The organism is Pedobacter ginsengiterrae, from assembly GCF_039537385.1.
GTDB classification, from domain to species: Bacteria; Bacteroidota; Bacteroidia; order Sphingobacteriales; family Sphingobacteriaceae; genus Pedobacter; species Pedobacter ginsengiterrae.
Window position 1 is genome coordinate 51,536 of record NZ_BAABAK010000018.1, and the last position, 22,934, is coordinate 74,469.

General features: G+C 34.3%; 23 protein-coding genes. 10 read left to right on the forward strand and 13 right to left on the reverse strand.

All coding sequences use genetic code 11. The features are described 5' to 3' along the window. The first annotated feature begins 36 nt into the window (after positions 1 to 36). The 3 genes from ABD692_RS17060 (at position 37) to ABD692_RS17070 (ending at position 3,422) form a co-directional block, all read left to right on the forward strand. Complete coding sequence (locus tag ABD692_RS17060) at positions 37 to 1,083, forward strand: NAD(P)-dependent alcohol dehydrogenase (protein ID WP_344768898.1); 1,047 nt, start codon at positions 37 to 39, stop codon at positions 1,081 to 1,083. Positions 1,084 to 1,254: 171 nt separating this feature from the next. Next, positions 1,255 to 2,607, forward strand: a complete 1,353-nt coding sequence (locus ABD692_RS17065) for a PhoH family protein (RefSeq protein ID WP_344768900.1) — start codon at positions 1,255 to 1,257, stop codon at positions 2,605 to 2,607. A 50-nt stretch (positions 2,608 to 2,657) separates the two neighbouring features. After that, positions 2,658 to 3,422 carry a hypothetical protein gene (locus tag ABD692_RS17070; protein WP_344768902.1) on the forward strand — a complete coding sequence of 255 codons (765 nt, stop codon included), beginning with the start codon at positions 2,658 to 2,660 and terminating at the stop codon, positions 3,420 to 3,422. Here ABD692_RS17070 and ABD692_RS17075 read toward each other — a convergent pair. Then, positions 3,419 to 4,630 carry a TCR/Tet family MFS transporter gene (locus ABD692_RS17075; protein ID WP_344768904.1) on the reverse strand — a complete coding sequence of 404 codons (1,212 nt, stop codon included), beginning with the start codon at positions 4,628 to 4,630 and terminating at the stop codon, positions 3,419 to 3,421. The two genes, ABD692_RS17070 and ABD692_RS17075, sit on opposite strands and share 4 nt — an antisense overlap. Positions 4,631 to 4,887: 257 nt before the next feature. On the opposite strand from ABD692_RS17075, the gene gyrA reads away from it, so the two are divergent. The 4 genes from gyrA (at position 4,888) to ABD692_RS17095 (ending at position 10,725) form a co-directional block, all read left to right on the forward strand. Next, entirely contained in the window at positions 4,888 to 7,482 is a 2,595-nt protein-coding gene (gene gyrA / locus ABD692_RS17080; RefSeq protein ID WP_316760259.1) for a DNA gyrase subunit A, read from the forward strand. Positions 7,483 to 7,514: 32 nt separating this feature from the next. Continuing rightward, positions 7,515 to 8,603: a tetratricopeptide repeat protein gene (locus tag ABD692_RS17085; RefSeq protein ID WP_316760260.1), complete on the forward strand. Its 1,089-nt coding sequence runs from the start codon at positions 7,515 to 7,517 to the stop codon at positions 8,601 to 8,603. Positions 8,604 to 8,685: 82 nt separating this feature from the next. Continuing rightward, positions 8,686 to 9,831 (forward strand): tetratricopeptide repeat protein, encoded by a 1,146-nt coding sequence (locus ABD692_RS17090; protein ID WP_344768908.1) that lies wholly within the window; start codon positions 8,686 to 8,688, stop codon positions 9,829 to 9,831. A 159-nt stretch (positions 9,832 to 9,990) separates the two neighbouring features. Beyond that, on the forward strand, positions 9,991 to 10,725 hold the full coding sequence (locus ABD692_RS17095) for an endonuclease V (RefSeq protein ID WP_344768910.1): 735 nt from the start codon (positions 9,991 to 9,993) through the stop codon (positions 10,723 to 10,725). Here ABD692_RS17095 and hemF read toward each other — a convergent pair. The 4 genes from hemF to ABD692_RS17115 form a co-directional block, all read right to left on the reverse strand. Then, the gene (gene hemF, locus ABD692_RS17100; RefSeq protein ID WP_316760265.1) at positions 10,722 to 11,615 is read right to left on the reverse strand and encodes an oxygen-dependent coproporphyrinogen oxidase; all 894 of its coding nucleotides are present in this window, start codon (positions 11,613 to 11,615) and stop codon (positions 10,722 to 10,724) included. The two genes, ABD692_RS17095 and hemF, sit on opposite strands and share 4 nt — an antisense overlap. Positions 11,616 to 11,876: 261 nt before the next feature. Next, the gene (locus tag ABD692_RS17105) at positions 11,877 to 13,106 is read right to left on the reverse strand and encodes an MFS transporter (protein WP_344768912.1); all 1,230 of its coding nucleotides are present in this window, start codon (positions 13,104 to 13,106) and stop codon (positions 11,877 to 11,879) included. Positions 13,107 to 13,207: 101 nt separating this feature from the next. After that, positions 13,208 to 13,420 carry a coproporphyrinogen III oxidase gene (locus ABD692_RS17110; RefSeq protein ID WP_316760267.1) on the reverse strand — a complete coding sequence of 71 codons (213 nt, stop codon included), beginning with the start codon at positions 13,418 to 13,420 and terminating at the stop codon, positions 13,208 to 13,210. Between the two features lie 116 nt (positions 13,421 to 13,536). Continuing rightward, positions 13,537 to 13,845, reverse strand: coding sequence for a phosphoribosylpyrophosphate synthetase (locus ABD692_RS17115; protein ID WP_344768914.1), 309 nt, complete (start codon positions 13,843 to 13,845; stop codon positions 13,537 to 13,539). Positions 13,846 to 13,924: 79 nt separating this feature from the next. On the opposite strand from ABD692_RS17115, the gene ABD692_RS17120 reads away from it, so the two are divergent. The 3 genes from ABD692_RS17120 to ABD692_RS17130 all read left to right on the forward strand — a co-directional run bounded on the left by ABD692_RS17120 (position 13,925) and on the right by ABD692_RS17130 (position 16,620). Next, positions 13,925 to 14,410 (forward strand): DUF4442 domain-containing protein, encoded by a 486-nt coding sequence (locus ABD692_RS17120; RefSeq protein ID WP_344768916.1) that lies wholly within the window; start codon positions 13,925 to 13,927, stop codon positions 14,408 to 14,410. 10 nt (positions 14,411 to 14,420) lie between these two features. Further along, the gene (locus ABD692_RS17125; RefSeq protein WP_316760275.1) at positions 14,421 to 15,050 is read left to right on the forward strand and encodes an AlbA family DNA-binding domain-containing protein; all 630 of its coding nucleotides are present in this window, start codon (positions 14,421 to 14,423) and stop codon (positions 15,048 to 15,050) included. Positions 15,051 to 15,264: 214 nt separating this feature from the next. Further along, a complete protein-coding gene (locus ABD692_RS17130) occupies positions 15,265 to 16,620 on the forward strand; it encodes an MATE family efflux transporter (RefSeq protein ID WP_344768919.1) in 1,356 nt (451 codons plus the stop codon). Between the two features lie 67 nt (positions 16,621 to 16,687). On the opposite strand, the gene ABD692_RS17135 is transcribed toward ABD692_RS17130, so the two are convergent. The 8 genes from ABD692_RS17135 to ABD692_RS17170 form a co-directional block, all read right to left on the reverse strand. Beyond that, on the reverse strand, positions 16,688 to 17,422 hold the full coding sequence (locus ABD692_RS17135) for a hypothetical protein (protein ID WP_344768921.1): 735 nt from the start codon (positions 17,420 to 17,422) through the stop codon (positions 16,688 to 16,690). 38 nt (positions 17,423 to 17,460) lie between these two features. Continuing rightward, positions 17,461 to 18,144, reverse strand: a complete 684-nt coding sequence (locus ABD692_RS17140; protein ID WP_344768923.1) for a pseudouridine synthase — start codon at positions 18,142 to 18,144, stop codon at positions 17,461 to 17,463. 24 nt (positions 18,145 to 18,168) lie between these two features. Next, entirely contained in the window at positions 18,169 to 19,071 is a 903-nt protein-coding gene (locus ABD692_RS17145) for a histone deacetylase family protein (RefSeq protein WP_344768925.1), read from the reverse strand. Further along, positions 19,071 to 19,931 (reverse strand): bestrophin family protein, encoded by an 861-nt coding sequence (locus ABD692_RS17150; protein WP_344768927.1) that lies wholly within the window; start codon positions 19,929 to 19,931, stop codon positions 19,071 to 19,073. The genes ABD692_RS17145 and ABD692_RS17150 overlap by 1 nt, the downstream gene beginning before the upstream one ends. Positions 19,932 to 19,934: 3 nt before the next feature. Further along, positions 19,935 to 21,227: a kynureninase gene (gene kynU, locus ABD692_RS17155; protein WP_344768929.1), complete on the reverse strand. Its 1,293-nt coding sequence runs from the start codon at positions 21,225 to 21,227 to the stop codon at positions 19,935 to 19,937. A gap of 64 nt (positions 21,228 to 21,291) precedes the next feature. After that, positions 21,292 to 21,780, reverse strand: coding sequence for a pyridoxamine 5'-phosphate oxidase family protein (locus tag ABD692_RS17160; RefSeq protein WP_344768931.1), 489 nt, complete (start codon positions 21,778 to 21,780; stop codon positions 21,292 to 21,294). A gap of 53 nt (positions 21,781 to 21,833) precedes the next feature. Then, positions 21,834 to 22,439, reverse strand: a complete 606-nt coding sequence (locus ABD692_RS17165; RefSeq protein WP_344768933.1) for a DNA-3-methyladenine glycosylase — start codon at positions 22,437 to 22,439, stop codon at positions 21,834 to 21,836. 14 nt (positions 22,440 to 22,453) lie between these two features. After that, on the reverse strand, positions 22,454 to 22,933 hold the full coding sequence (locus tag ABD692_RS17170; protein WP_344768935.1) for a GAF domain-containing protein: 480 nt from the start codon (positions 22,931 to 22,933) through the stop codon (positions 22,454 to 22,456). Between the last annotated feature and the right edge of the window lies 1 nt (position 22,934).

The window sequence follows — 22,934 nt, forward strand, 5'->3', positions numbered from 1 at the left end:
GCTAATCTTATAGCTTTGAGCAAAATTTAAAATAATATGATTGCTGCAAAAGGATACGCTGTTCACAACCAAACCGATAAATTGGCACCATGGAGTTTCGAAAGAAGAAACGTTGGACCGAAAGATGTTTTAATAGAAATTTTATTCAGTGGAATTTGCCACTCAGATATCCACCAAGTACGTAGCGAATGGGGACCAGCTCGTTACCCAATGGTTCCTGGACATGAAATTGTAGGCAGGATTACTGAAGTTGGTTCAGAAGTAACCAAATTTAAAATCGGTCAACTGGCAGGTATTGGCTGTATGGTTGATAGTTGCAGAGAATGTCCAACATGTAAAGGTGGGCAACAACAGTTTTGCGAAAAAGGAGAAACTGTTTGGACTTATAACAGTGTTGAACGCGATAAAACTACACCGACGTATGGTGGCTATTCTAACAAAATAGTTTGTACAGAAGAGTTCGTAGTGAGTGTTTCGGAGAAATTACCTTTAGCTGGTGTTGCGCCGTTATTGTGTGCAGGTATTACTACTTATTCGCCAATTAAAAGATGGGGAATTAAAAAAGGCCACAAAGTTGCAGTTTTAGGTTTAGGTGGCTTAGGCCACATGGCTGTTAAATTTGCAGTTGCTTTTGGTGCAGATGTTACAGTATTAAGCACTTCGCCCTCGAAAGAACAAGATGCCAAAAAACTTGGTGCTCATCACTTCGTGATTACTAAAGACCCTGAGGAGTTAACAAAATATGCCAAGCACTTCGATTTTATTATCGATTCGGTTTCTGCACCGCACGATTATGAAATGTATTTGAAATTATTAAATGTTAATGGTGTACATATTTGTGTAGGTATACCTCCTGAACCATTGAAATTTCCAGGCTCGGCATTAATGCATGGAAACCGAGTTTTAACAGCTTCAAGTATTGGTGGGATAGAAGAAACTCAGGAAATGCTTGATTTCTGCGCTGAACACGATATTGTTTCTGATGTTGAAGTTATTAACATTAATTATGTAAACGAAGCTTACGAGCGTGTTTTGAATAGTGATGTTAAATATCGTTTCGTAATTGATATGGATACAATTTAATTAACAATCCTGGAATAAATTCACGATTATTAAATTAAAGCAAAGGGCGAATTTCTAAAAGGAATTTGCCCTTTTTCATTCAGTTTCTTTCAAATAAAGTCGTTTTAATTAATAATGAAATACACTACAGCTATCTCTGAAATTTAATTAAAGAAATATTAAATTTACAGAATGGCTAAGAAAGTTAAATCAGGTTCTGTTATTTCAAAAAAAATTTTCGTTTTGGATACATCAGTCATTTTGTATGATCATGATGCAATAAATAACTTTCAGGAGCACGATGTAGCAATTCCAATTCAGGTTTTAGAAGAGCTAGATAATTTTAAAAGTGGTAATGACACCAGGAATTTCGAAGCAAGAAGCTTTATCAGACTTATTGATCAAACTTCGAAACAGAAACTAATAAGTGATTGGGTTGCTTTAAATCGCTTAAATTCGGGCATGTTTAAGGTTGTTTTAAACGAAAGTCCGTTAAAAACAAATGCTGAAGAAATATTTGGAAAAGGCAAAACCGATCATAAAATTTTAAATGCAGCATTAAGTTTAAAAGAGCAAAATCCTAATAAAAAAGTGATTTTGGTATCAAAGGATATATGCCTACGTTTAAAAGCTAAGGCGCTTGATTTAAATGCAGAAGATTACGAAACTGGCAAGATTAAAAACGTTGATGAACTTTATGCTGGTAAAACTGAAATCACTAATTTCGATGAGGCGATTATAGATGAAGTAAAGCAGAAAACTTTTGCTAATGTTGCAGAATCAGGTCTTCCTTTAAGAAATGGAAATCATTTTTACATCCTTAAAAACAAAAGAAAAACCGCAAATGTATTTTACAACAATAGCTTAAAAACAATTTCTTCAGTTTCTACTGATGCTGTTTTCAAAATAAAACCAAAAAATACTGAACAAGCATTTGCAATTAATGCCTTGCTCGATCCTAACATTAAGCTTGTAAGCATCCAAGGAAATGCAGGTACTGGAAAAACACTTTTGGCTTTAGCGAGTGCGCTAGAACAACGAAGAGATTTCAGACAAATTTACGTAACCCGACCAATTGTTTCTTTAAGCAATAAAGATATCGGCTTTTTACCTGGCGATGCTAAGTCGAAAATCGATCCATTTATGGCCCCAATATGGGATAATTTGCGATTTATTAAAGAACAGTTCGCTGGTGATGAAAAAATGGTGGCAAAAATAGATGAGTTAATTTCTACAGAAAAAATTGCTATTGCGCCGCTAGCCTTTATAAGAGGAAGAACACTTACCAAAATATTTTTTATTATCGACGAAGCTCAAAATTTAACTCCTCACGAGGTTAAAACTATAATTTCGAGGGCTGGAGAGCAAACTAAAATTGTTTTTACAGGAGATATTTATCAAATTGATACACCTTATCTCGATTCAGAAAGCAATGGGTTATCATATTTGATAGAACATGCAAAAGATCATCCACTTTATGCCCATATTACTTTACATAAAGGTGAGCGGAGTGAGTTAGCAAATTTGGCTAATGATTTGTTGTAATTTATTATATTGCTCCAAAAAAAAGTAAAAACTAACCTCTTCTACACCAAATGTTCTCATTATTTATTTTGCTTGTAGGTATTCGTATGATGAACAAATACCTGGATAAAGACGCTGAAAAACTAGCGCTAACTCAAAATCCGAATACAGAAAATGGCATTATCGAAAACTATTTCCCCATAATTTTTCATTCGACAATCATTTTTTTAATTCTTATTTCTTTTCTTAAGCCAGGGATTTTGGGCGATGAAAAAATTAAAGTTTTAATAGCTGATGGAGTATTTCAGTTTGTAAGTACACTAATCATTTTGATTATCGGGATTATAAACCCTTTCGTATCCTTCTCAAATGAAACAAGGCAAAAATTACAGGAAAAGGCGGCAGAAACAGGTTTTGAATGGTTGAATTGGTTTTTAAAAGATAAAAACTGGCAACTTCTTAAAGCATTTGTTTGCTTTTTAATTGTTGCTTACTTCATCCACAGCGGTTATTTAGTAATTCCAGACTTAAATCAAGGTCTAGTATCTGGAATTACAGTTATGCTAATACTATTTTTTGTTTTTGGTAATATTGTTCAATTAATCAAAAATCCGTCGCTATTTAAGAAAAAAACATTATTCCGATTATCCATGCTTTACCGTTCATTTAAGCTCTCGCTTTTTATATCTATAGGCTTACTTGTTACACTGTTCCTTTTAACAGCCTTATTGAATCTGGATTTTGAGAAACTTGTTAATGTTGGAGGAATAATTTTACTTGTTTACAATGTTGTAATGGCTTTTAATGAATACAAAATATTGAAATCACACAATTAATGATATTTCCTCAATGCTCTAATCGCAATAAACAACCCAATTAATGTTAAAAATGCGCTTAAAATAAATGGTGCGCCAGGAAAATAAAACGGTGTTCCATCTTGAATAAAGTACACAAAAATATGGCTGGCTAAAAATGGACCAATAATGGCTGCCAAACTTTGTAAGCTGGTTGTTATACCTTGAATTTCACCCTGTGCATTTTTTGGAACCTGATTTGAAATAATGCTTTGCATAGCTGGGCCGCCAATCCCAGCTAAACAATATGGAATTATAAACAACATCATCATTAGTCCGTTAGCGGCAAACGCAAAACAAATAAATCCAACGATGTATAATATCAGTCCAAAATAAATGGCCTTTCTATTACCGATTTTAGGAATAATAAAACGGATTAAACCTCCCTGAACGATTGCAATCATTAAACCAACCACACCTAAAGAATAGCCGATCATAGTAGAATCCCAATTAAATTTTTCAATTACATAGTAAGACCAGTTTGATTGTACAGAATGACTAGCTACATATAATAATAAGAGTGTGGCAAGTAAACCTAAAATTGCAGGATATTTTGACGCATTTATAAAGGAACCAATTGGATTAGCTCTTTTCCAGGAAAAGTTTCTTCTATTTGCTACAGATAATGATTCTGGAAGTATAAAATATCCGTATAACCAGTTTATCAAAGCTAGTCCAGCAGATATCATAAATGGCACTCTTAATCCGAAGGTACTAAATAACCCGCCAATTACGGGTCCTAATATAAATCCTATACCAAAAGCAGCACCTACCATACCAAAATTCTGAGCTTTCTTTTCAGGTGTTGAAATATCTGCTATGTAAGCCATTGCTGTTGTAAAACTTGCTCCAGTTACTCCAGCAATGATTCTACCAATAAATAACCAGAAAATTGTCGGTGCAAAAGATAAAAATATATAATCGATACCTAGGCCAAATAATGAGAAAAGCAACACAGGTCTTCTGCCATACTGATCGCTCAAACCACCCATAATTGGAGAAAATATAAATTGCGCCAAGGCAAAAGCAACCATCAAATATCCTCCATAATCTGCAGCAACGCTAACACTGCCTCCAGTAAAATCTTGAATCAGCTTAGGCAAAACAGGAATGATAATACCAAAACCTGTAAAATCGATCAATAATGTGATCATGATAAATATCATTGCTGATTTCTTTTCTTTTGCCATATTATGTATCCTTTGATACTACAAATGTAATTAAATCAATAAATTGTTTTCAGGTTTAACCTTGCAACTTATTTACGTTATATAATAAGTGACGTAAACCACCCTAAAATAATGTAAAAAAAGTGTGGCACCTAAAAACCTTACCACAGGGCTAAAACTTTTCCACAATGCCTTATTTCGGCATATTTTTGTTAAATTCGCAAGGTTATAATAATACCTTTTTGAAACATCGTTTTTGATAACGAGAATAATAATTTATGGCAGAAGATTTAGAAAATCAACAAAACGACAAAATCATCCAAATTAATATAGAGGAGCAGATGAAATCGGCCTACATTGACTATTCAATGTCGGTAATTGTATCGAGGGCTTTGCCTGACGTACGTGATGGATTAAAACCGGTACACCGCCGTGTTTTATATGGTATGCTCGATCTTGGTGTAACAAGTAATAAACCACACAAAAAATCGGCCCGTATTGTGGGTGAGGTTTTAGGTAAATATCACCCACATGGTGATGCATCTGTGTATTTTACCATGGTTCGTATGGCTCAAGATTGGAGTTTACGTTACCCAATGGTAGATGGACAAGGAAATTTTGGTCACATTGATGGTGACTCTCCAGCTGCAATGCGTTATACCGAGGCACGTTTTTCTAAGATTGCCGAAGAAATGCTTGCCGATATCAATAAAGATACTGTAGACTTTCAGTTAAACTTTGATGATACCTTACAAGAACCGACAGTTTTACCTGCAAAAATCCCTAACCTTTTAGTAAACGGTTCTAGCGGTATTGCAGTAGGTATGGCAACCAATATGGCGCCACACAACTTAACAGAATGTATTGATGGTATTGTAAATTATATCGATAACAGAGATATTACTATCGAGGAATTGATGAAGTTTGTAAAAGCTCCAGATTTTCCTACAGGAGGTATTATTTATGGCTATACTGGCGTTAAAGAAGCTTTCGAAACAGGCCGTGGCCGTATTGTAATGCGTGCTAAAGCAGAAATTGAAACTATTAAAGATCGTGAAGTAATTATTGTTACTGAAATTCCTTACCAGGTTAATAAAGCCATGATGATTGAGCGGACTGCTGAATTGGTTGGCGAGAAAAAACTAGAAGGTATTTCGAACATTAAGGATGAATCGAATAAAGACGGTATTCGTATTGTTTACGAAATCAAACGCGATGCAAATGCTTCTATCGTATTAAATAATTTATATAAGTACACAGCGTTACAAACTTCTTTCAGTGTAAATAACATTGCATTGGTAAAAGGTCGTCCGCAAATGCTAAATCTAAAAGATTTAATTGTTCATTTTGTAGATCACCGCCATGATGTAGTTGTTCGTAGAACTAAATACGAATTAGCAGAAGCTGAAAAGCGTGCACACATTTTAGAAGGTTATTTAATTGCTTTAGATCATTTAGATGAAGTAATTAAATTAATTCGTGCTTCAGAAACTCCAGAAGAAGCTCGTGTTGGCTTGATGGAGAAATTCGGATTAAGCGATCTACAAGCTCGTGCTATACTTGATATGACATTGCGTCGTTTAACAGGACTAGAGCGTGATAAGATTAAAGAAGAGTATGCTGAATTAATGAAAACTATTGAATACTTGAAATCTATCTTAGATGATGAAGGTTTGCGTATGCAGATTATCAAAGATGAATTAGAGGAGATCAAACAGAAATTTGGCGATGAGCGCCGTACAACTATCGTTCACTCGGCTGAAGATATGAGTATGGAAGATTTCATCGACGATGAAGAAGTGGTCATCACCATCTCACACGAAGGTTACGTTAAACGTACGCCAGCAACAGAATTCAGAGCACAGGGTAGAGGCGGAAAAGGGTCAAAAGGCAGTACTTCAAGAAATGAAGATTTTATTGAGCACATGCTGGTTGCAACCAACCACAATTACATGTTATTCTTTACCGAAGCTGGAAGATGTTTCTGGTTGAGGGTTTACGAAATTCCAGAAGGATCACGTACGAGTAAAGGAAGAGCGATTCAAAACATTATCAATATTCCAAAAGACGAGAAAATTAAGGCTTACATTAAAGTGAAGAACCTTAAGGATCAAGAATATTTAGAGAACAATTTCATCATTATGTGTACTAAAAAAGGTACCATAAAGAAAACTTCTCTTGAAGCTTATTCTCGTCCGCGTGTTAACGGTATTAATGCAATTAATATCAATGAAGGCGATGTATTATTAGAAGCTTGCTTAACTAACGGGCAAAGCGAGATTGTTATGGCATTACGCTCTGGTAGGGCAATTCGCTTTAATGAAAGTACGGTTAGACCAATGGGTAGAACTGCTACCGGGGTTCGCGGTGTTCGTCTTGCTCACGATAAAGATGAAGTTGTTGGCATGATTGCTGTTAATAATCCAGAAGTTACGGTGTTGGTGGTTTCAGAAAAAGGATACGGTAAACGTACCGACATTGAAGATTACCGTGTTACAAACCGTGGCGGTAAGGGTGTAAAAACTATTAATGTTACAGAGAAAACAGGACAATTAGTTTCGATTAAAGACGTTACAGATAGCGAAGATTTAATGATTATTAACCGTTCAGGTATTGTAATCAGAATTCCAGTATCTGCTTTAAGAGTTATGGGTCGTGCAACGCAGGGTGTTCGCTTAATCTCATTAAAAGGCGATGATGAAATTGCATCGGTAACTAAAATCGACCATGAGGAAGATGAAGAAGAAACAGTAGATTTAGCTGATGTATTAGTTGTGGATGGTGAAGAATTAGAAGCCGATACAACTGCTGAAACGGAAGAAACTGAGGAGGAAGAAGGTGAATCTGATAACGAAACAGAAGACGAAAATTAATCCATATTAAATAAGAATAGAATAATAATTTTATGAAAAAAGTAGTTCTAAGTATAATTTTAGCAGGTGTAGTTAGCTTTGCGTTTGCTCAGAAAAGTGAAGTAGCCGATGCTAAAAAAGCATGGGGTATTTTCCAAATTACAGGCCAATCGGCCTCTGTTCCTCTAGCTAAAAAATTAGAGTCATTATCTGCAGGTTTAGCACATACAGATAAAGCCATCGCTGATGAAAAATCTAAAATTATGCCAGAAGCTTGGTCTTATCGTGCATTATTCGCATCTGCAGCAGCATTAGTTGATACTGCAAATGCACAAAATGCGGATGCAAATTTAAAAATTGCTCAAGATGCGGTTGCACAAGCTAAAACAGTAGATACTAAAGGTGCAGAAAAAGAAAATATCGCTTTAGCTGAAACCAACATCGCTAATGCTGTTAGAAATGCTGGTATTTCGGCTTATAATAAAAAAGATTATAAAACTGCGTATGAGAAATTCGTTGCTGCTACTGTAATTAATCCTACTGATACAGCAATGTATTTAAATGCAGGTATTGCAGCTAGAAATGTTGAAGATTATCCAGGTACAATCACACAATTCAAAAAAGTTATTGCACTTAACTCACCACAATCAAAAGAATTGTATTCTGAGTTAATTGGTATTGCTTTGAGTAAGCAAAAAGATACAGTTGCTGGTTTAGCTTTAATTAAAGAAGCTCAGGCTAAATTCCCTGAAGAGGCTGATTATATTAAAACAGAAACTCAAATTTATATTAATAAGGGTGATGTAGCTAAATCTGAGCAAATGTTAAATACTTTGGCCGCAAAAGAGCCAAACAACGCAACTTACCAGCTTTTATTAGGAAATGTTTATTTTACTCAAGCGTTAAAACTTCAGGCAGATAGAAATAAAATTGATGCTAAAAAAGTAAAAGAGTTTAATGAGGTAACAACAAAGATGAATGGTTTACTAGATAAATCTTTACCTTTCTATAAAAAAGCATTAGATATTGATGCTAAAAACGAAGGAGCATTAGAAACACTAAAAACCATCTACGCTTTTAGAAACGATACAAAAAACTATGAGGAAATTAAAAAACGTTTAGACGCACTGCCTAAACAATAATTAATTACCGAAAAAAAGGCCCTGAAATTTCGGGGCCTTTTTTTTTATGTTTATTTTTACCTCGTCATCATTACTTTATTTTATGCAAAATTGTTCACGTTTATTATTCGCCATCTTAATATCGCTATCATTTAATAGTTTCGCTCAGAAAAGCCAAATGTTAATTGCCCGCAACTCAGTTGGTAAATTGCAAGCATCTTTTGCAGGAAAAGAAGATCCTAAAAAGCAGTTAGGTATTATAACCGAGGGCCTTAAATCTATAGAATCTGCAGAGCAGGATAACAAAACCAAAAACTGGACAGAAACCTGGGCGATTAAATCGTATCTGACTTCTTATGCTGCTATTATCGAAACAGATGTTACAGCATCTTTTAAATATTTTGATAGTTCGGTTAGCGCAATTAAAAAGGCAAAAAGCTTAGACAAATATGAAGATCCATCTGGATTAATTAAAGCTTCTGAACACAATATCTTAATCAAAAAACAGGAGAGGGGTAACCTTGCTTATTTTAATAATGATTTTAAAGAAGCGCTTGATGATTTAAAAGAAGTTAGTGATAATTTCCCTGCTGATTCTACATTAGCATTAAACACTGCAATTTGTGCCCAAAATGTACAAATGTATGATGAGTCTTTAAAATATTTTAAAAGAGCTAAAGAAGATAGTATTAAAAATCCTGCTGTATTTCAAAAAATGGCGCAATTGTATATTGCTAAATTTGATAACGAAACTGCGGTTAAAACATTAGAAGATGGTTTAGCTTTAAATCCGTACAACCACAATCTAACCAATGATTATATAAATCTTTTGCTTGATACAGAGAATTATAATAAAGCTCAAAGCTTAATAGAAAATAATTTAAAAGTTGAGAAGGGAAATAAACTTTTATTTTTCTTATACGGTTATTTACAGCAAGTTGGTGGTAATAATTCTACCGCGGTTTTAGCTTATAATAAAGCATTAAGTACTGATCAAAATTACTTTGATGCATTGTACCAACTTGGTTTAGCTTATGTAAATATAGCTAACGATGCGTTAAAAAAATCAGAGGCTGATAAAAATGCTCAATATGATTCGTTAATAAACCGAGCACAATTTTCTTTACTTCGTGCAAATGAAATTAATCCGAACGATAAGCGAACTGTTCAATTGCTAATTGAAATTTACACCCGTAAAAATGCACAAGATAAAGTGCAGGAATTAAAAAGAAAACTACAAGAGTTTTAAGTAAAGTTTATCTGTAATTATAAGATAAAGTATATGTTTAAAATATACAACTTAACATAATATTAATTATAAGACTTATTCAATTTGATTCTCGAATTGTTTAAGAACTTCAATTAGTCCATCTGTTTGTGCTTATAATTCAAGTTTTAATTTAAAATTTTGAAAATAATTATCATTTTCATTTGTTATGTAGTTATGTACGATCAATTTTCTTTTGAAGATGCAGATATTTTGCAAATTGAACTGGCTAAAAAATTAAAGTTTCAGCCAATTAATAACGTTAAAACAATTGCTGGCGCCGATATTTCATTTAATAAAAATAGCACTACAATGTACGCTGGGATTGTTATTTTGAACTATCCAGAAATGAGTTTAAAAGCTTTTGCTTTAGAAACTTACGAAACATCTTTCCCATATAAAGCTGGTTATTTAGGTTTTAAAGAGGTTCCTGCGTTAATGCGAGTTTGGGATTTGATAAGTATTAAACCAGATGTTGTAGTTTTAGATGGAAATGGAATTTTACACCCAAGAAGAATGGGTGTTGCTTCACATTTTGGAGTTTTAACCAACCAAGCTACAATTGGCTGTGCAAAGAGCATTTTGTACGGAGAAAATCATGTACCAGAAAACTCAAAATATAGTTCTTCTGAAATTAACAGTCGCGGTGATTTATTAGGTTTTGCTTTACGCACAAAAATAAATTGCGCACCAGTTTATGTTTCGGCTGGCCATTTGATTACTCAAGAGCAAAGTCTTGCAATAATGAAAAAATGTATTGGAAATTATAGAATCCCAGAACCAACAAGAATGGCGCATGAAATTGTAAACGATTTCAGAACAGGCAAATTAAAGGCTGGTTTCCATTTGGTTGAACAGCCTTTAACACTATTTTAGATCCAGTTAATCCCTTTTTTAAGTAATTGTAGGGTTTTGTATTCTTCAGAATCAGTTTCGGGTTGAACGTTGTAACCCCAATTAGCCTGCGGCGGTAAACTCATTAAGATTGATTCGATTCTGCCATTGGTTTCCAAGCCGAATTTTGTGCCCGAATCGTAAACTAAGTTAAATTCTACATATCGGCTACGACGCTGATATTGCCATTCTTTTTGAATTTCTGTAAATTCTTTATCGTAATTACGTTCGATTAGTTCGGTGTAAATTGGCAAGAAAGTTTCTCCAATAGTTGCAGAAAAGTTCAAAATTTCTTCCCAAGATAAATTTGTGTTCTCAGGTTTCAATCTATCGTAAAAAATACCGCCAATGCCACGAGTTTCTTCGCGGTGTTTAATAAAGAAATAATCATCGGCATGCGCTTTAAATTTGGGGTAAAAGTCTTTACTAAATTTATCGCAAGCATTTTTTAATTGATGATGAAAGAAACGGGCATCATTTTCAAAAATATAATGTGGGGTTAAATCGATACCGCCACCAAACCAACGTGTTTCTTCGTTTAATTCAAAATAACGAATATTCATGTGTATGATTGGAATCAGCGGATGATTTGGATGAATTACAATAGAAACTCCAGTTGCAAAAAACTCATCCTCGGTTACATTGAAAGCTTTTTTTATGGTTTCGGGTAACTTACCATAAACTGCAGAAAAATTTACCCCCCCTTTTTCAATAATCGCACCGTTTTGCATTATTCGGGTACGTCCACCTCCCCCGCCGTTACGCTCCCAAAGTTCTTCTTCAAATTTCCCTTTGCCATCTGCAATTTCCAAACCTCGGCAAATTTCATCCTGTATTTGCTTATATCTTTCTGCTACTTTTTCTTTAAACATGATGATTTTTTTTAACTCCGTACAAATTTAAGGGTATTAGCATATCTATACCCATTTATGTTTATATAGTACATTTTGTTGACAGTCGAACTTGCTTACGGTTGTTAAACGCAATTTCTGACTTTATTAAACCTGATAGAAAAGGAAATACTTTTTGTTGTATACAAACTGACCTTATCGGAAACCAGTGACAAAAAGATTGTAGTGATTAGCAGGACTTTCGTAACCGATGAAAAACAGAACCTAGCTTTTCTAATTATTTTATTCTTCGAGATAATCTAAATCCTTGTTAAAACTTTCTTTTAATTGGCTTAATCCGAAAATAGCAATAGCTGTTAAAATGGCCATAACTAAATAGCCAGCAGTTATTAAGCTATATTTTTTAGCTAAAAATTCGAATAAAAAAGTTATAGGAATTAATGCCCCACGAACGAAATTTGGTGCTGTTGTTGTTACTGTTGCTCGAATATTTGTTCCAAACTGTTCTGATGCTATGGTAACAAAAGTTGCCCAATAACCTACAGAAAAACCCATAAATAAGCATATCCAAATAAATAAGCTACTATTAAGTCCGAAACTAGTTAAGTAAACCACCACGCTTACAACGGAAAGTAGGTGAAAAATGAAAACTGTTTTTTTTCGTGATTTTAGGACTTGAGATAATAAACCAGTAACCACATCGCCAATTGCGATACCGAAATAGGTATACATAATACCCGTACCTGCTTTTAAAGGCTCTGTAGCACCTAGGGCTTTACCAAATTCTGGAGCTAGTGTTACTAAAATACCAACTACAAACCATAGTGGTATACCTATTAATATACAATACAGGTATTTTAAAAAGCGTTTTTTATTGTTAAAAAGCATAAAAATGTTGCCTTTTGAAACTTCGGTTTTGGCAGCCTGTTTAAACATTCCCGATTCGAAAGTGCCCACTCTTAACAAAAGTAAAACCAAACCCATCCCGCCGCCAACAAAATACGAAGTTTGCCATGTGTATTTAGAAGCTACGGTTGCTGCCACCGCGGCTCCTAACAAACCGATTGCACCAACTATCATGGTTCCATAACCACGTTTTTCCTTATCCATGGTTTCGGCAACTAAGGTTATGCCCGCACCTAATTCTCCTGCCAAACCAATACCCGCAATAAAACGGATAATAGCATAGCTGTTAACCGAAGTAGCGAAACCATTTGCAATATTTGCCAATGAATACAATAGAATTGACCCGAAAAGAACTTTTATTCGTCCAAGTTTATCGCCCAAAATACCCCAAAGTATTCCACCAAGCAACAAACCAAACATTTGCGAATTGATAATTAAAAAACCATCGTGCTGCATGTTTTCTGGTGAAACTCCAATTTCGGTTAAACTTTGAACACGAACAACAGAGAATAAAACAAGGTCGTAAATATCAACAAAGTAGCCTAGTGCAGCCACTATAACCAGGAAAATTACATTTCGGTTGTTGCTTTTTATTTGAGAATCCATTTATTTATTTGGTTTAAATGCTGAAAGTACAAATTAGTACAAATAAATAAAAGCATTACAAACAAAAAAGGCTTCCGATTGAAATCGGAAGCCTTTTTGCTCTACATTTTAGGCATATTCTTTGTTGTGTCTGGCACTTTTGTTTTCATTGTATCGGGCGGTGTCGTCTTTTTAGTGGTATCTGCCATTGGTGTTGTTGTAGAATCCATCTTTGTACTGTCTGAAGAACCAGCCATATTTTTAGACGAATTGCATGCTGATGCGGCTATCATTAATGAGCCAGCGAAAGCAAGACTTAAGATTATTTTTTTCATAGTTTTTATTGTTATCTCTATTGTTAACAACCTCGTAGTCATTTGGTTTTATTTTTTTGATTTGAGATTACAATTTTAACAGGTTAATACGCAGACAAACAATAAATTAGTTGACTTTATTGGTGATGAATTTTAAGTTTATTTAATAATTCTGGTGAAATATTTTCGGCATAAACACCATAACCATCCACCAAAACACCTTTTAAATTGCCCAAATTTGATGAAATAGCATAAACTACTGAGCTATCCGCAGGATCAGTCATTCCTTCAAAATGGTAAACCTCTTCTATTTCAAACTCTTCAGGCATTAATTGCAAATTAATCGATTTACATTCTAATGCTTCTGAGGTTAAATTAAAATCTAAATTGTAGCCACGATTATCTAAGTCGGTAAGGGCGGCGGTTACGGTATCGTAAATATGCATGATGTAATTTACTGAAATATTACCAAAACATCATCTGCAAAACTTTAAAACATCGCAAATCTTTCTGATATTAGTAAGTATGATTATTTCTCAAAATACCCTAAAATGGGTTATGCGCTTTTACCCTCCATTGTTTTTTCAGCGCATTTGGGTTCAGAAATTCGATAATGATTTTAGAAGCTGCACGGTTAAATTAAGTAAAAGCTTTTTAAATAAAAATTACAACGGCTCTATTTTTGGAGGCACAATTTATGCAGCAACAGATCCTTTTTACGCATTATTATTCGATCAATTGATGCAAAGAAGAGGTTATAAAGTTCGAGTTTGGCTCAAAAGTGCTTCAATACAATATTTAAAACCTGGCCGTTTTAACCTATATTTTACCATTACAGTTACCAATGAAATGATTGCTGAGGCCGAACTGGCCTTGAAAACCGTTGGTAAGTTTGTTAAAGCTTATCCGATGGAAATTAAAAATAAACAGGGTGAACTTTGTGCAACAGTAATGAACGAAGTTTATATCAGAAACCTGCATCAAGGCGAAGAGCCTAGAGTTGCTTACTAACATGTAAATTATGCCGAGTATTAAGAGTTTAATTTTGCAGGGCGAAGGTGTTATGCTCGATTTTAAGAAAACAATTACAAATACCGAAAAAATTGCTAAAAGCCTGGTTGCTTTTGCCAATAATAAAGGTGGCAAATTACTAATTGGCGTTGCTGACGACGGCTCCATAAAAGGAGTGAAATCTGAAGAGGAAGAAAAATACATGATTCTTACCTCCGCTAATCAATATTGTAAACCAGTTATTGAACCTCGTTTTGAGGAAATTTATGTTGATGATAAACTTGTTTTGGTTGTAAACATTCCAGAAAGCGACACTAAACCTCATTATGCACTCGATGATCAAAAAAAATGGTGGGCATACATTCGTATAGACGATAAAAGTGTTTTGGCCAGTAAAATTATTGTTGAGGTTTTAAAACAAGACCATACGGATAAAGGTGTATTAATTTCTTATTCGGACAATGAAAAAAAACTGCTCCAATATTTGGAAACAAATGAAAAGATTACGCTAAAAGAATTTAGTAAGCTTTTACGATGCTCTTACAGAAAAGCGCAAAAGATATTGGTTAGCTTAATTTTAACCAATGTTATAAAATCGAATACAACCGAAAAAGAAGAATATTTTACTGCTGTTAAGTAGCAGCTAAATTACCTCATATCTTTTTGCCAGGTTGAAAAATATCTTTGATAGACTTGGTATTTATTTGCAATGAAAATGCTAAAATACATTTAGCATAATACTTCGCTTGTAGGGTAAAGTTCAGTATTATAATAAATTCTTCTTTATCTTATCGATAAAAATATACTCCGCCAATCTCTTTTTTGAGGTTTTAAAAACCGACCTTTGCAAGCTTATGTTTTCCAAAATTTACAAAAAATACAAACCTTATTATAAAGAAAATCTTCATTTGGCTTTGCCAATTGTTGGTTCTCAGCTTGGGCATACTCTAGTGCACATGGCCGATAGCATTATTGTTGGCCACTTTACAGATACGGTTCAACTTGCAGCTGTTTCATTAGTAAACAGTATTTTTATGCTTATTCTCGTTATTGGATTAGGTATTTCTTATGGCATTACCCCTTTAATTGCACAAGAAAATGGCCGAAATAATTACAACGAATGCGGTAAGCTCTTATCAACAAGTTTAATTATTAATATTTGTGTTGGCATTATTTTATATATTCTTGTTCATTTTGGAGTTTTATTAATAATTGATCATTTAGACCAAACTCCTGCCGTTGTTGGATATGCAAAACCATATCTAAATTTACTTTCCATTTCGATAATTCCCCTCTTAATTTTTCAAACATTTAAGCAGTTTGCCGAAGGGTTAGGTTTTACTAAACAAGCTATGTTTGTTTCTATATGGGGAAATTTGTTAAATGTAATTTTAGGAATTATTTTCGTTAAAGGCATTTTTGGCATAAAGCCGATGGGTGTTAGCGGAGTTGGTTTAAGCACCTTAATTGATCGTATTTTGATGGCAATAGTAATGTGTATTTACGTTTTGCGCTCTCAAAATTTCAAAAAATACCTTATCAATTTTAAAGCAACCTTCATTGATCAGGTTAGAGCCATAAAAATTATAAAAATTGGCGCTCCTGTTGCTATGCAATATTCTTTCGAAATTAGTGCTTTTAGCGGTGCTGCTGTATTAATTGGAACCATTGGTGCAGTTGAACAGGCGGCGCATCAAATTGCAATTAGCCTCGCTGCAATGACTTATATGATTGCCAGTGGTGTTGCATCTGCTGCTACTATTAAAACAGGCAATAATTTTGGTAAAAATAATTTTGATGATTTACGTAAGTCGGCCATTGCCAGTTACCATGTTATTTTAGGTTTTATGGCGATTACTGCAATTATTTTTATCGCTGCTAATAATTTACTGCCTTTCATTATCACTGATGATTTAGCTGTAATTAAAATCGCTGCTCAATTACTAATAATAGCAGGCTTTTTCCAATTGTTTGATGGAACACAGGTTGTCGGCCTGGGTGTCCTTCGCGGAATTGGTGATGTTAATATTCCAACTTTTATAACCTTTTTAGCTTATTGGGTAATTGGTATTCCTGTAGGTTATTTACTAGGTTTTAAACTTGGTTTGGGTGTAGATGGAATATGGTACGGCTTAACACTTGGTTTATTAAGTGCCTCTATCCTATTATTTTTACGTTTTCAGAATAAAACAAAAGCTTTGAAGGGATAAATTTTATAACAGAAACAATGCTAATTCGTAAAAATCGGAAGTTTCTGTTTAATAAATTAACAATGATTTATTTTCCCCCAACGTTTACCACAACTCCAATGGTAAAGATGGAGTTTCCAGCCGACATATATTTTCGACTCTTTAAACCAATATTTGTACTGGTTGTATATTGCAGTTGAAAAGTTTTACTAAGTGCCATACGTGTAAAGAAAACAGGCTCAAAAAATATATTATCTTCTTTAGGCTGAACAACACCATTTATAAAGAATCTATCCATTGTAATATGGCTAATTCTAAGTGCTGTACCATAATTTATTGGAAAGTCTGTACCGAAAAGGTGAAGATTGTTTTTCTTTTTGGAACTGTAGTTTACCTGTAGAAATGCCTTTCGGTAATCAACTTCTTGCACTTCACTACTGATTAAAAGATCATCTTTATAATCTCTAAACGTGATATCGCTCCAACCCTTTCCAACGCCACCATAAATTTCAATAATTCGATTGTTATCTGGTCCGAAAGTATCGAAGTAGCCGCCACCAATTTCTATTAGCTTATGACCAAAGTCTTTTGATTTTCTTTCGTTATTCATTGTTGAGCCACTAAAAAGAACACCAATATGATCGGAAACTGCGTAAGCACCATTAATGCTTGCATTACCTTTTAACGAAATATGTGCACCGCCGCTAAATTCGCCTTGTTTACTCAACATTGGAGTATTTGGGACATTTGGCATGTAAACTGAAGAACAACTCGCTAAAAAAAGCGCTAAAACTGGGATGGTATATTTTAAAGATTTAATCATAGATGCTTTATAAACAGAATTTCTAGACAAAAATTGTGCTAGAGTTTAATATTCATGAAATCCATTACTCGTTTAAACTCCTCATGAAGATTTGCCTTTAAATGAATTGGCTCGGAAGTTATAGGATGTTTAAAACTTAACTCAGAAGCGTGCAAAAGCATTGTAGTCATGTTCCATTGCTCCAAAAAGAATTTATTTTGCTTATTACAGCCATGAGTTCTATCACCAATAATTGGGTGTAAAATATGACTGAAATGTCGGCGAAGCTGATGCATCCTTCCTGTTTTTGGTGTTGCCTCAATTAACGAATATCTTGATGTTGGATGTTTTCCAAAAGCTACATCTACTTCAGCTCTCTGCAGGGTTCTAAATGCGGTAAAAGCATCTTGTAGAGTTCCATTCTCTTTTGCCAAAGGATAATCAATATCCATTGAATCAGGAGTGAAACCACGCAAAATAGCTAAATATTTTTTATCAGTTTCAGTATTCATAAATTGCTGATGCATAGCGATTTCAGATTCCTTGTCAAAAGCAAAAAGTAATATTCCACTAGTTTTTCTATCCAATCTATGCACAGGACTAACATGTTTCCCAACCTGATCGCGAAGCATTTGTAAAGCAAACTCCGTAGCATCTCTTGCTATTGATGATTGATGAACCAATAACCCATGTGGTTTATTTATGGCAATCAAATTTTCATCCTGGTAAATTATCTCCAACATATTGCCGCGAAGATAAGCATATTGTTAAGTAAACAAATCAAAAGCTAATCTGTAAGTATTACAATGCGCATCAACAATATCTTTTATGTCTGTAGAATAACCGCCTCCCATACTAACCTGAACAGGTAAGTTTTTAGCTTTGCAGGCTTCGATTACAATTTGATCCCTTTTTTTGCAAGCTGCCTTGCTAAGCGAAAGCTTTCCTAATTTATCTGTAGTGAGCACATCAACACCTGATAAATAAAATACGAAATCTGGTTGCGCTTTTTCGAAAGCTTTTTCTAAATTTTTAGTTAAAAGAGAAAGATATTCAAAATCTTCCATTCCATCACCTAGCGCTACGTCTAAGTCAGAAATCTCTTTTCTAAAAGGAAAATTTTTATCTCCATGCATTGAAAATGTAAAAACTCTTGATTCGTTTTTAAAGATTTCTGCAGTTCCATTGCCTTGGTGAACATCTAAATCTATAATTAATATACGATTAGATAATTTGTTATTTAACAAATAGTTAGCAGCAATCGCTTGATCATTTAACAAACAGAATCCTTCTCCCCAGTTACTTCCTGCGTGATGCGTTCCCCCTGCAACATTAAAGGCAATTCCATTCGTTAATGCAAATTTCACACCATCAATTGTACCTTGTGCAATCCTTAATTCGCGTTCTATTAATTGCAGATTTAACGGAAAACCAATCCTGCGCTGATCTTTTTCAGAAAGCGTTAAATCTTTAAGTTGCTTCCAATAATGTTTATCGTGTGTTAATAGAATCTCCTCTTCTTTAGCAGGCACTGGACTAAATAAATTACTTTGCTGAATGGTTCCTTCGTGCAGAAGTTGTTCAGGTATTAATTCATACTTTAACATCGGAAAACGATGTCCTTCTGGTAAAGGGTGAGCATACAAAAGATGCCAGGCAATATAAATCATCAGTTTAAAATCTCCTCGACATGCTTCTCAATATTGTCACAAATTTGAGCTACTGGCAAGTCGTTTGCATCTTCGCCAAATGGGTTTTCTATTTCTTCAGCTATAAGCTCTAAACTCGCTAATACATAGAGGATAAAGGGCACAATTAAAACCAAATAGTAACCTAAACTAAATACCCAGCCAATAGGAATTGTAAGTACATAAATAAATATGAATTTCTTTATAAATGCGCTATATGAAAAAGGAATCGGGGTATTTTTGATTCGTTCACAACCACCACAAATATCTGTAAACTGATTTACATCATTGGTTAAAACAATTAGCTGCTCCTGCGAAATCAAACCTCTTTCTAATAACTCGTAAAGGCGGGTAATCATACTGCTGGCAATTTGATTCGGAATATGTTTGCCGGCATCAACTTCAATTAAAAAACTGTTTTTTCCGAAGTATTGCTTTTCGCGAAGATGCTCTTTTAAAGCAAAAGCATATTTAGGAATACCGTATTCAAAGAAACGCAAATCATCTTCTGGTAACTTCAATGCTTTAATTTTCATTGCAAAATTGCGGCTAACATTGGTTAATCCACCTAATAACTTACGTCCATCCCACCATCTATCGTAAGAAGTATTGGTTCTAAACACCAATAACATGGAGATTACGAAACCTAGTAAGCTGTGCATCATTCCAATATTGCTTACATAATCACTTTTAGAAAGTTTAAAAACGTTGAGCTCTAAAAAGGCAACTAAAGCAGAAAAAATTGATACGCTAACCATTAAAGGCCATAACTTTCGGATGGTATCGGCCTTATGAACTTGAAAAATAAAAGTAAACCAATCTTTAGGGTTATAATTAATCATTTGCTAAGCGTTTAGTATTTTTTGGCTCACTTTTAAAAGTGCTTCCCCTGTTAAATAAATATCTTCAAAAGAATTGTAAAGCGGAACTGCACTTAAACGAATAACATCAGGTTCACGCCAATCGCCCAGTATGTAGTTTTCGAATAAGCCATCAAAAACTTCCTTGCCTTTATCTTTTGCAATTATGGATAACTGAGCGCCTCTATCTTTCGGATTTTTAGGCGTAATAATTTTATATTGCTCAAATCCTAATTCTTTATTTACTTCATTTATAATGAATTCTAAATAATTAGTTAAACTAATACTTTTATTCCTAAGCGGCTCTATAAATCCTGCTTGCTCAAAAATTTGTAGTGAAGCATGATACAAAGCCATAGGCATTACCTGTGTGCAGCTTATCTGCCAGCCATCGGCGCCAGCTTCTGGAATAAAACCTTTTTCCATTTTAAAACGCTGGTTTTCCTGATAACCCCACCATCCTGCAAAACGATTTAATTTGGTATTTGAAAAATGTTTTTCGTGAACAAAAATACCGCTAATACCGCCTGGACCAGAATTTTGATATTTATAAGAACACCAGCAAGCAAAATCTACATCCCAATCGTGGAGTTTAACGGGCACATTTCCCGCTGCATGAGCTAAATCCCAACCTACCATAGCTCCAATTTTGTGCCCAGCTTTGGTAATTGCTTCCATACCGTACCACTGACCAGTATAATAATTTATTCCTCCGAAAAGAACCAACGCTATTTCGTCGCCATTTTCTTCGATTTTAGCAACGATATCTTCAGTCCGCAATGTTTCTTCGCCTTCAATTGGAAAAACCTCGATAATCGCTTCTTTCGGATCGAAACCATGAAACCTCACTTGACTTTCTATTGCATATTGATCTGATGGAAAAGCACCACCTTCCATTATAATTTTAAACCGCTTTCCCTTTGGTTGATAAAAACTAACCATCAATAAATGTAAATTAACCGTCAAGGTATTCATTGGACAAACTTCTCTAGGAGAAGCGCCAACAATTGGAGCCATAAGCTTTTTTAATTCTTTATGATAAAACATCCAAGGCTCTTTGCCTTCAAACCATCCTTCTACTGCATGGTTAGCCCAATTATCTAATTGACGTTTTAAAACCTCACTAGAAACTTTAGGTTGTAATCCTAACGAGTTACCACATAGATATATAAATTCTTTTCCATTCTGATTTGGAAACAAAAACTGATTCCTAAAATCTTTTAATATATCTGCTTCATCCTGCGCTTTCGCGAAAGTTAAGTTGTTTTCAAAATTCATTTTTCAATATTACAAAAAAAGCAGGTATTGTTGCCAACCCTGCTTGCTTTGAAGTTATTTTTAATTAAAACTTTATTGTATCATGCTTACCTAAATCTGGGGCGTCGCCAGTAACAACTGCTTTTAACATACTAAATAGCACAACTATTTTTGACGATGAAGCATCCCAATATTCAGCCTCTTCAGGAGTAACCTTTATCAATATTAATCTCGGATCTTCAATACCAGCAGGAAACCACGCTTTAACGAAAGGCGAAAAGTAAGCTTCTTTTCTAACTCGATCATCAACCAGCTCGGCTTTACCTTTTACAGTTAAATAAGTGTTTTTAGATGGATCGCTGTAAGCCAGTAAAACATTATCGTCTTTAGAGATTTCTTTTGATTTAGGCGAATATTCATTGGTATAAAACCATACACTTCCGTCGTCTTCTATCTTTGCTGTTCCCATTGGTCTACTTCCAAATTCATCATCTGATGAAAATGTGGTAAACATACAAGTGCGAACACTTTCTGCCATTTCTTTTAAAATTGATATATTTTTCTCGTTTTTCATAACTATAGATATTTATGAAAGAACAGATACAATCAATGAAATGTTTCAAAAAGCTAAACCTTATTTGGCTTGCTTACATATTTATTACCTTTAACAAAGAACCGTAGAGGCAAAAGAGCGTGTTCCTGAGCATAAGCGACACCAACTCTTGGCGATATAGAAATTTGATCAGGATTAAAATAAATTTGATGATCCTCGATCCAAATCTCATCACCACTCAAATCTTTAGCATTAAACGTTCTATCAATCCCTAAAGCCTTTGCAGCAGACCCTGGACCAGCAGAAATTGCTGCCTTAGTGCGAGGCATACTTCGTCGTTCTTCAATTATTTCTACGCCAATTAATGGCTCAATACTTCGAACTAATACTGCATTCGGATTATCTTTGGGAGATGTTACAACGTTAAATAGATTATGTATTCCATAACATAAGTAAACGTAAGCTATCCCACCTTGAGCAAACATTGTTTCAGTCCTTGCTGTTCTCCTACTGCCAAAAGCATGCGAAGCTTTATCTTTAATTCCGAAATAGGCTTCGGTTTCAGTTATCACACCTGCAGTAATTTCGCCCTCAATCTTTGTATACAAAACCTTTCCTAGCAAATCCTTCGCAAGTGAAATCACATCTTCATTAAGGTAATAATCTGAGTTTAATTTCAAAATAATTATTTAAACTATTTATTTAATATAATTGATATAACTTGCTCTAAATAAATTTTATCCATTTTATCAAAGTGATTTAAAAATTCACTATCAACATCAAAAACACCAATAACTTTATCATTTTTAATTAGAGGCAAAACGATTTCAGATTTAGAGGCAGAAGCGCAGGCAATATGCCCTGGAAACTCATCAACATCGGGAACAATTATAGTTTCTCCTTGCAGCCAAGATGAGCCACAAACTCCTTTTCCCTTTTTAATTCGCGTACAAGCTACTGGACCTTGAAATGGCCCTAATACTAACTCATCATCCTTAACCAGATAAAAACCTACCCAAAACCAATTAAACTGCTCTTTTAGGGCAGCACAAACATTTGCTAAATTTGCTATAAAATCGGTTTCTCCATAAAGCAAACCTTCAATTTGAGGAATAAGTGATTTATATTGTTCTTCTTTCGAAGCATTTCTGGTTATAGTTAAATCTTCTGCCATT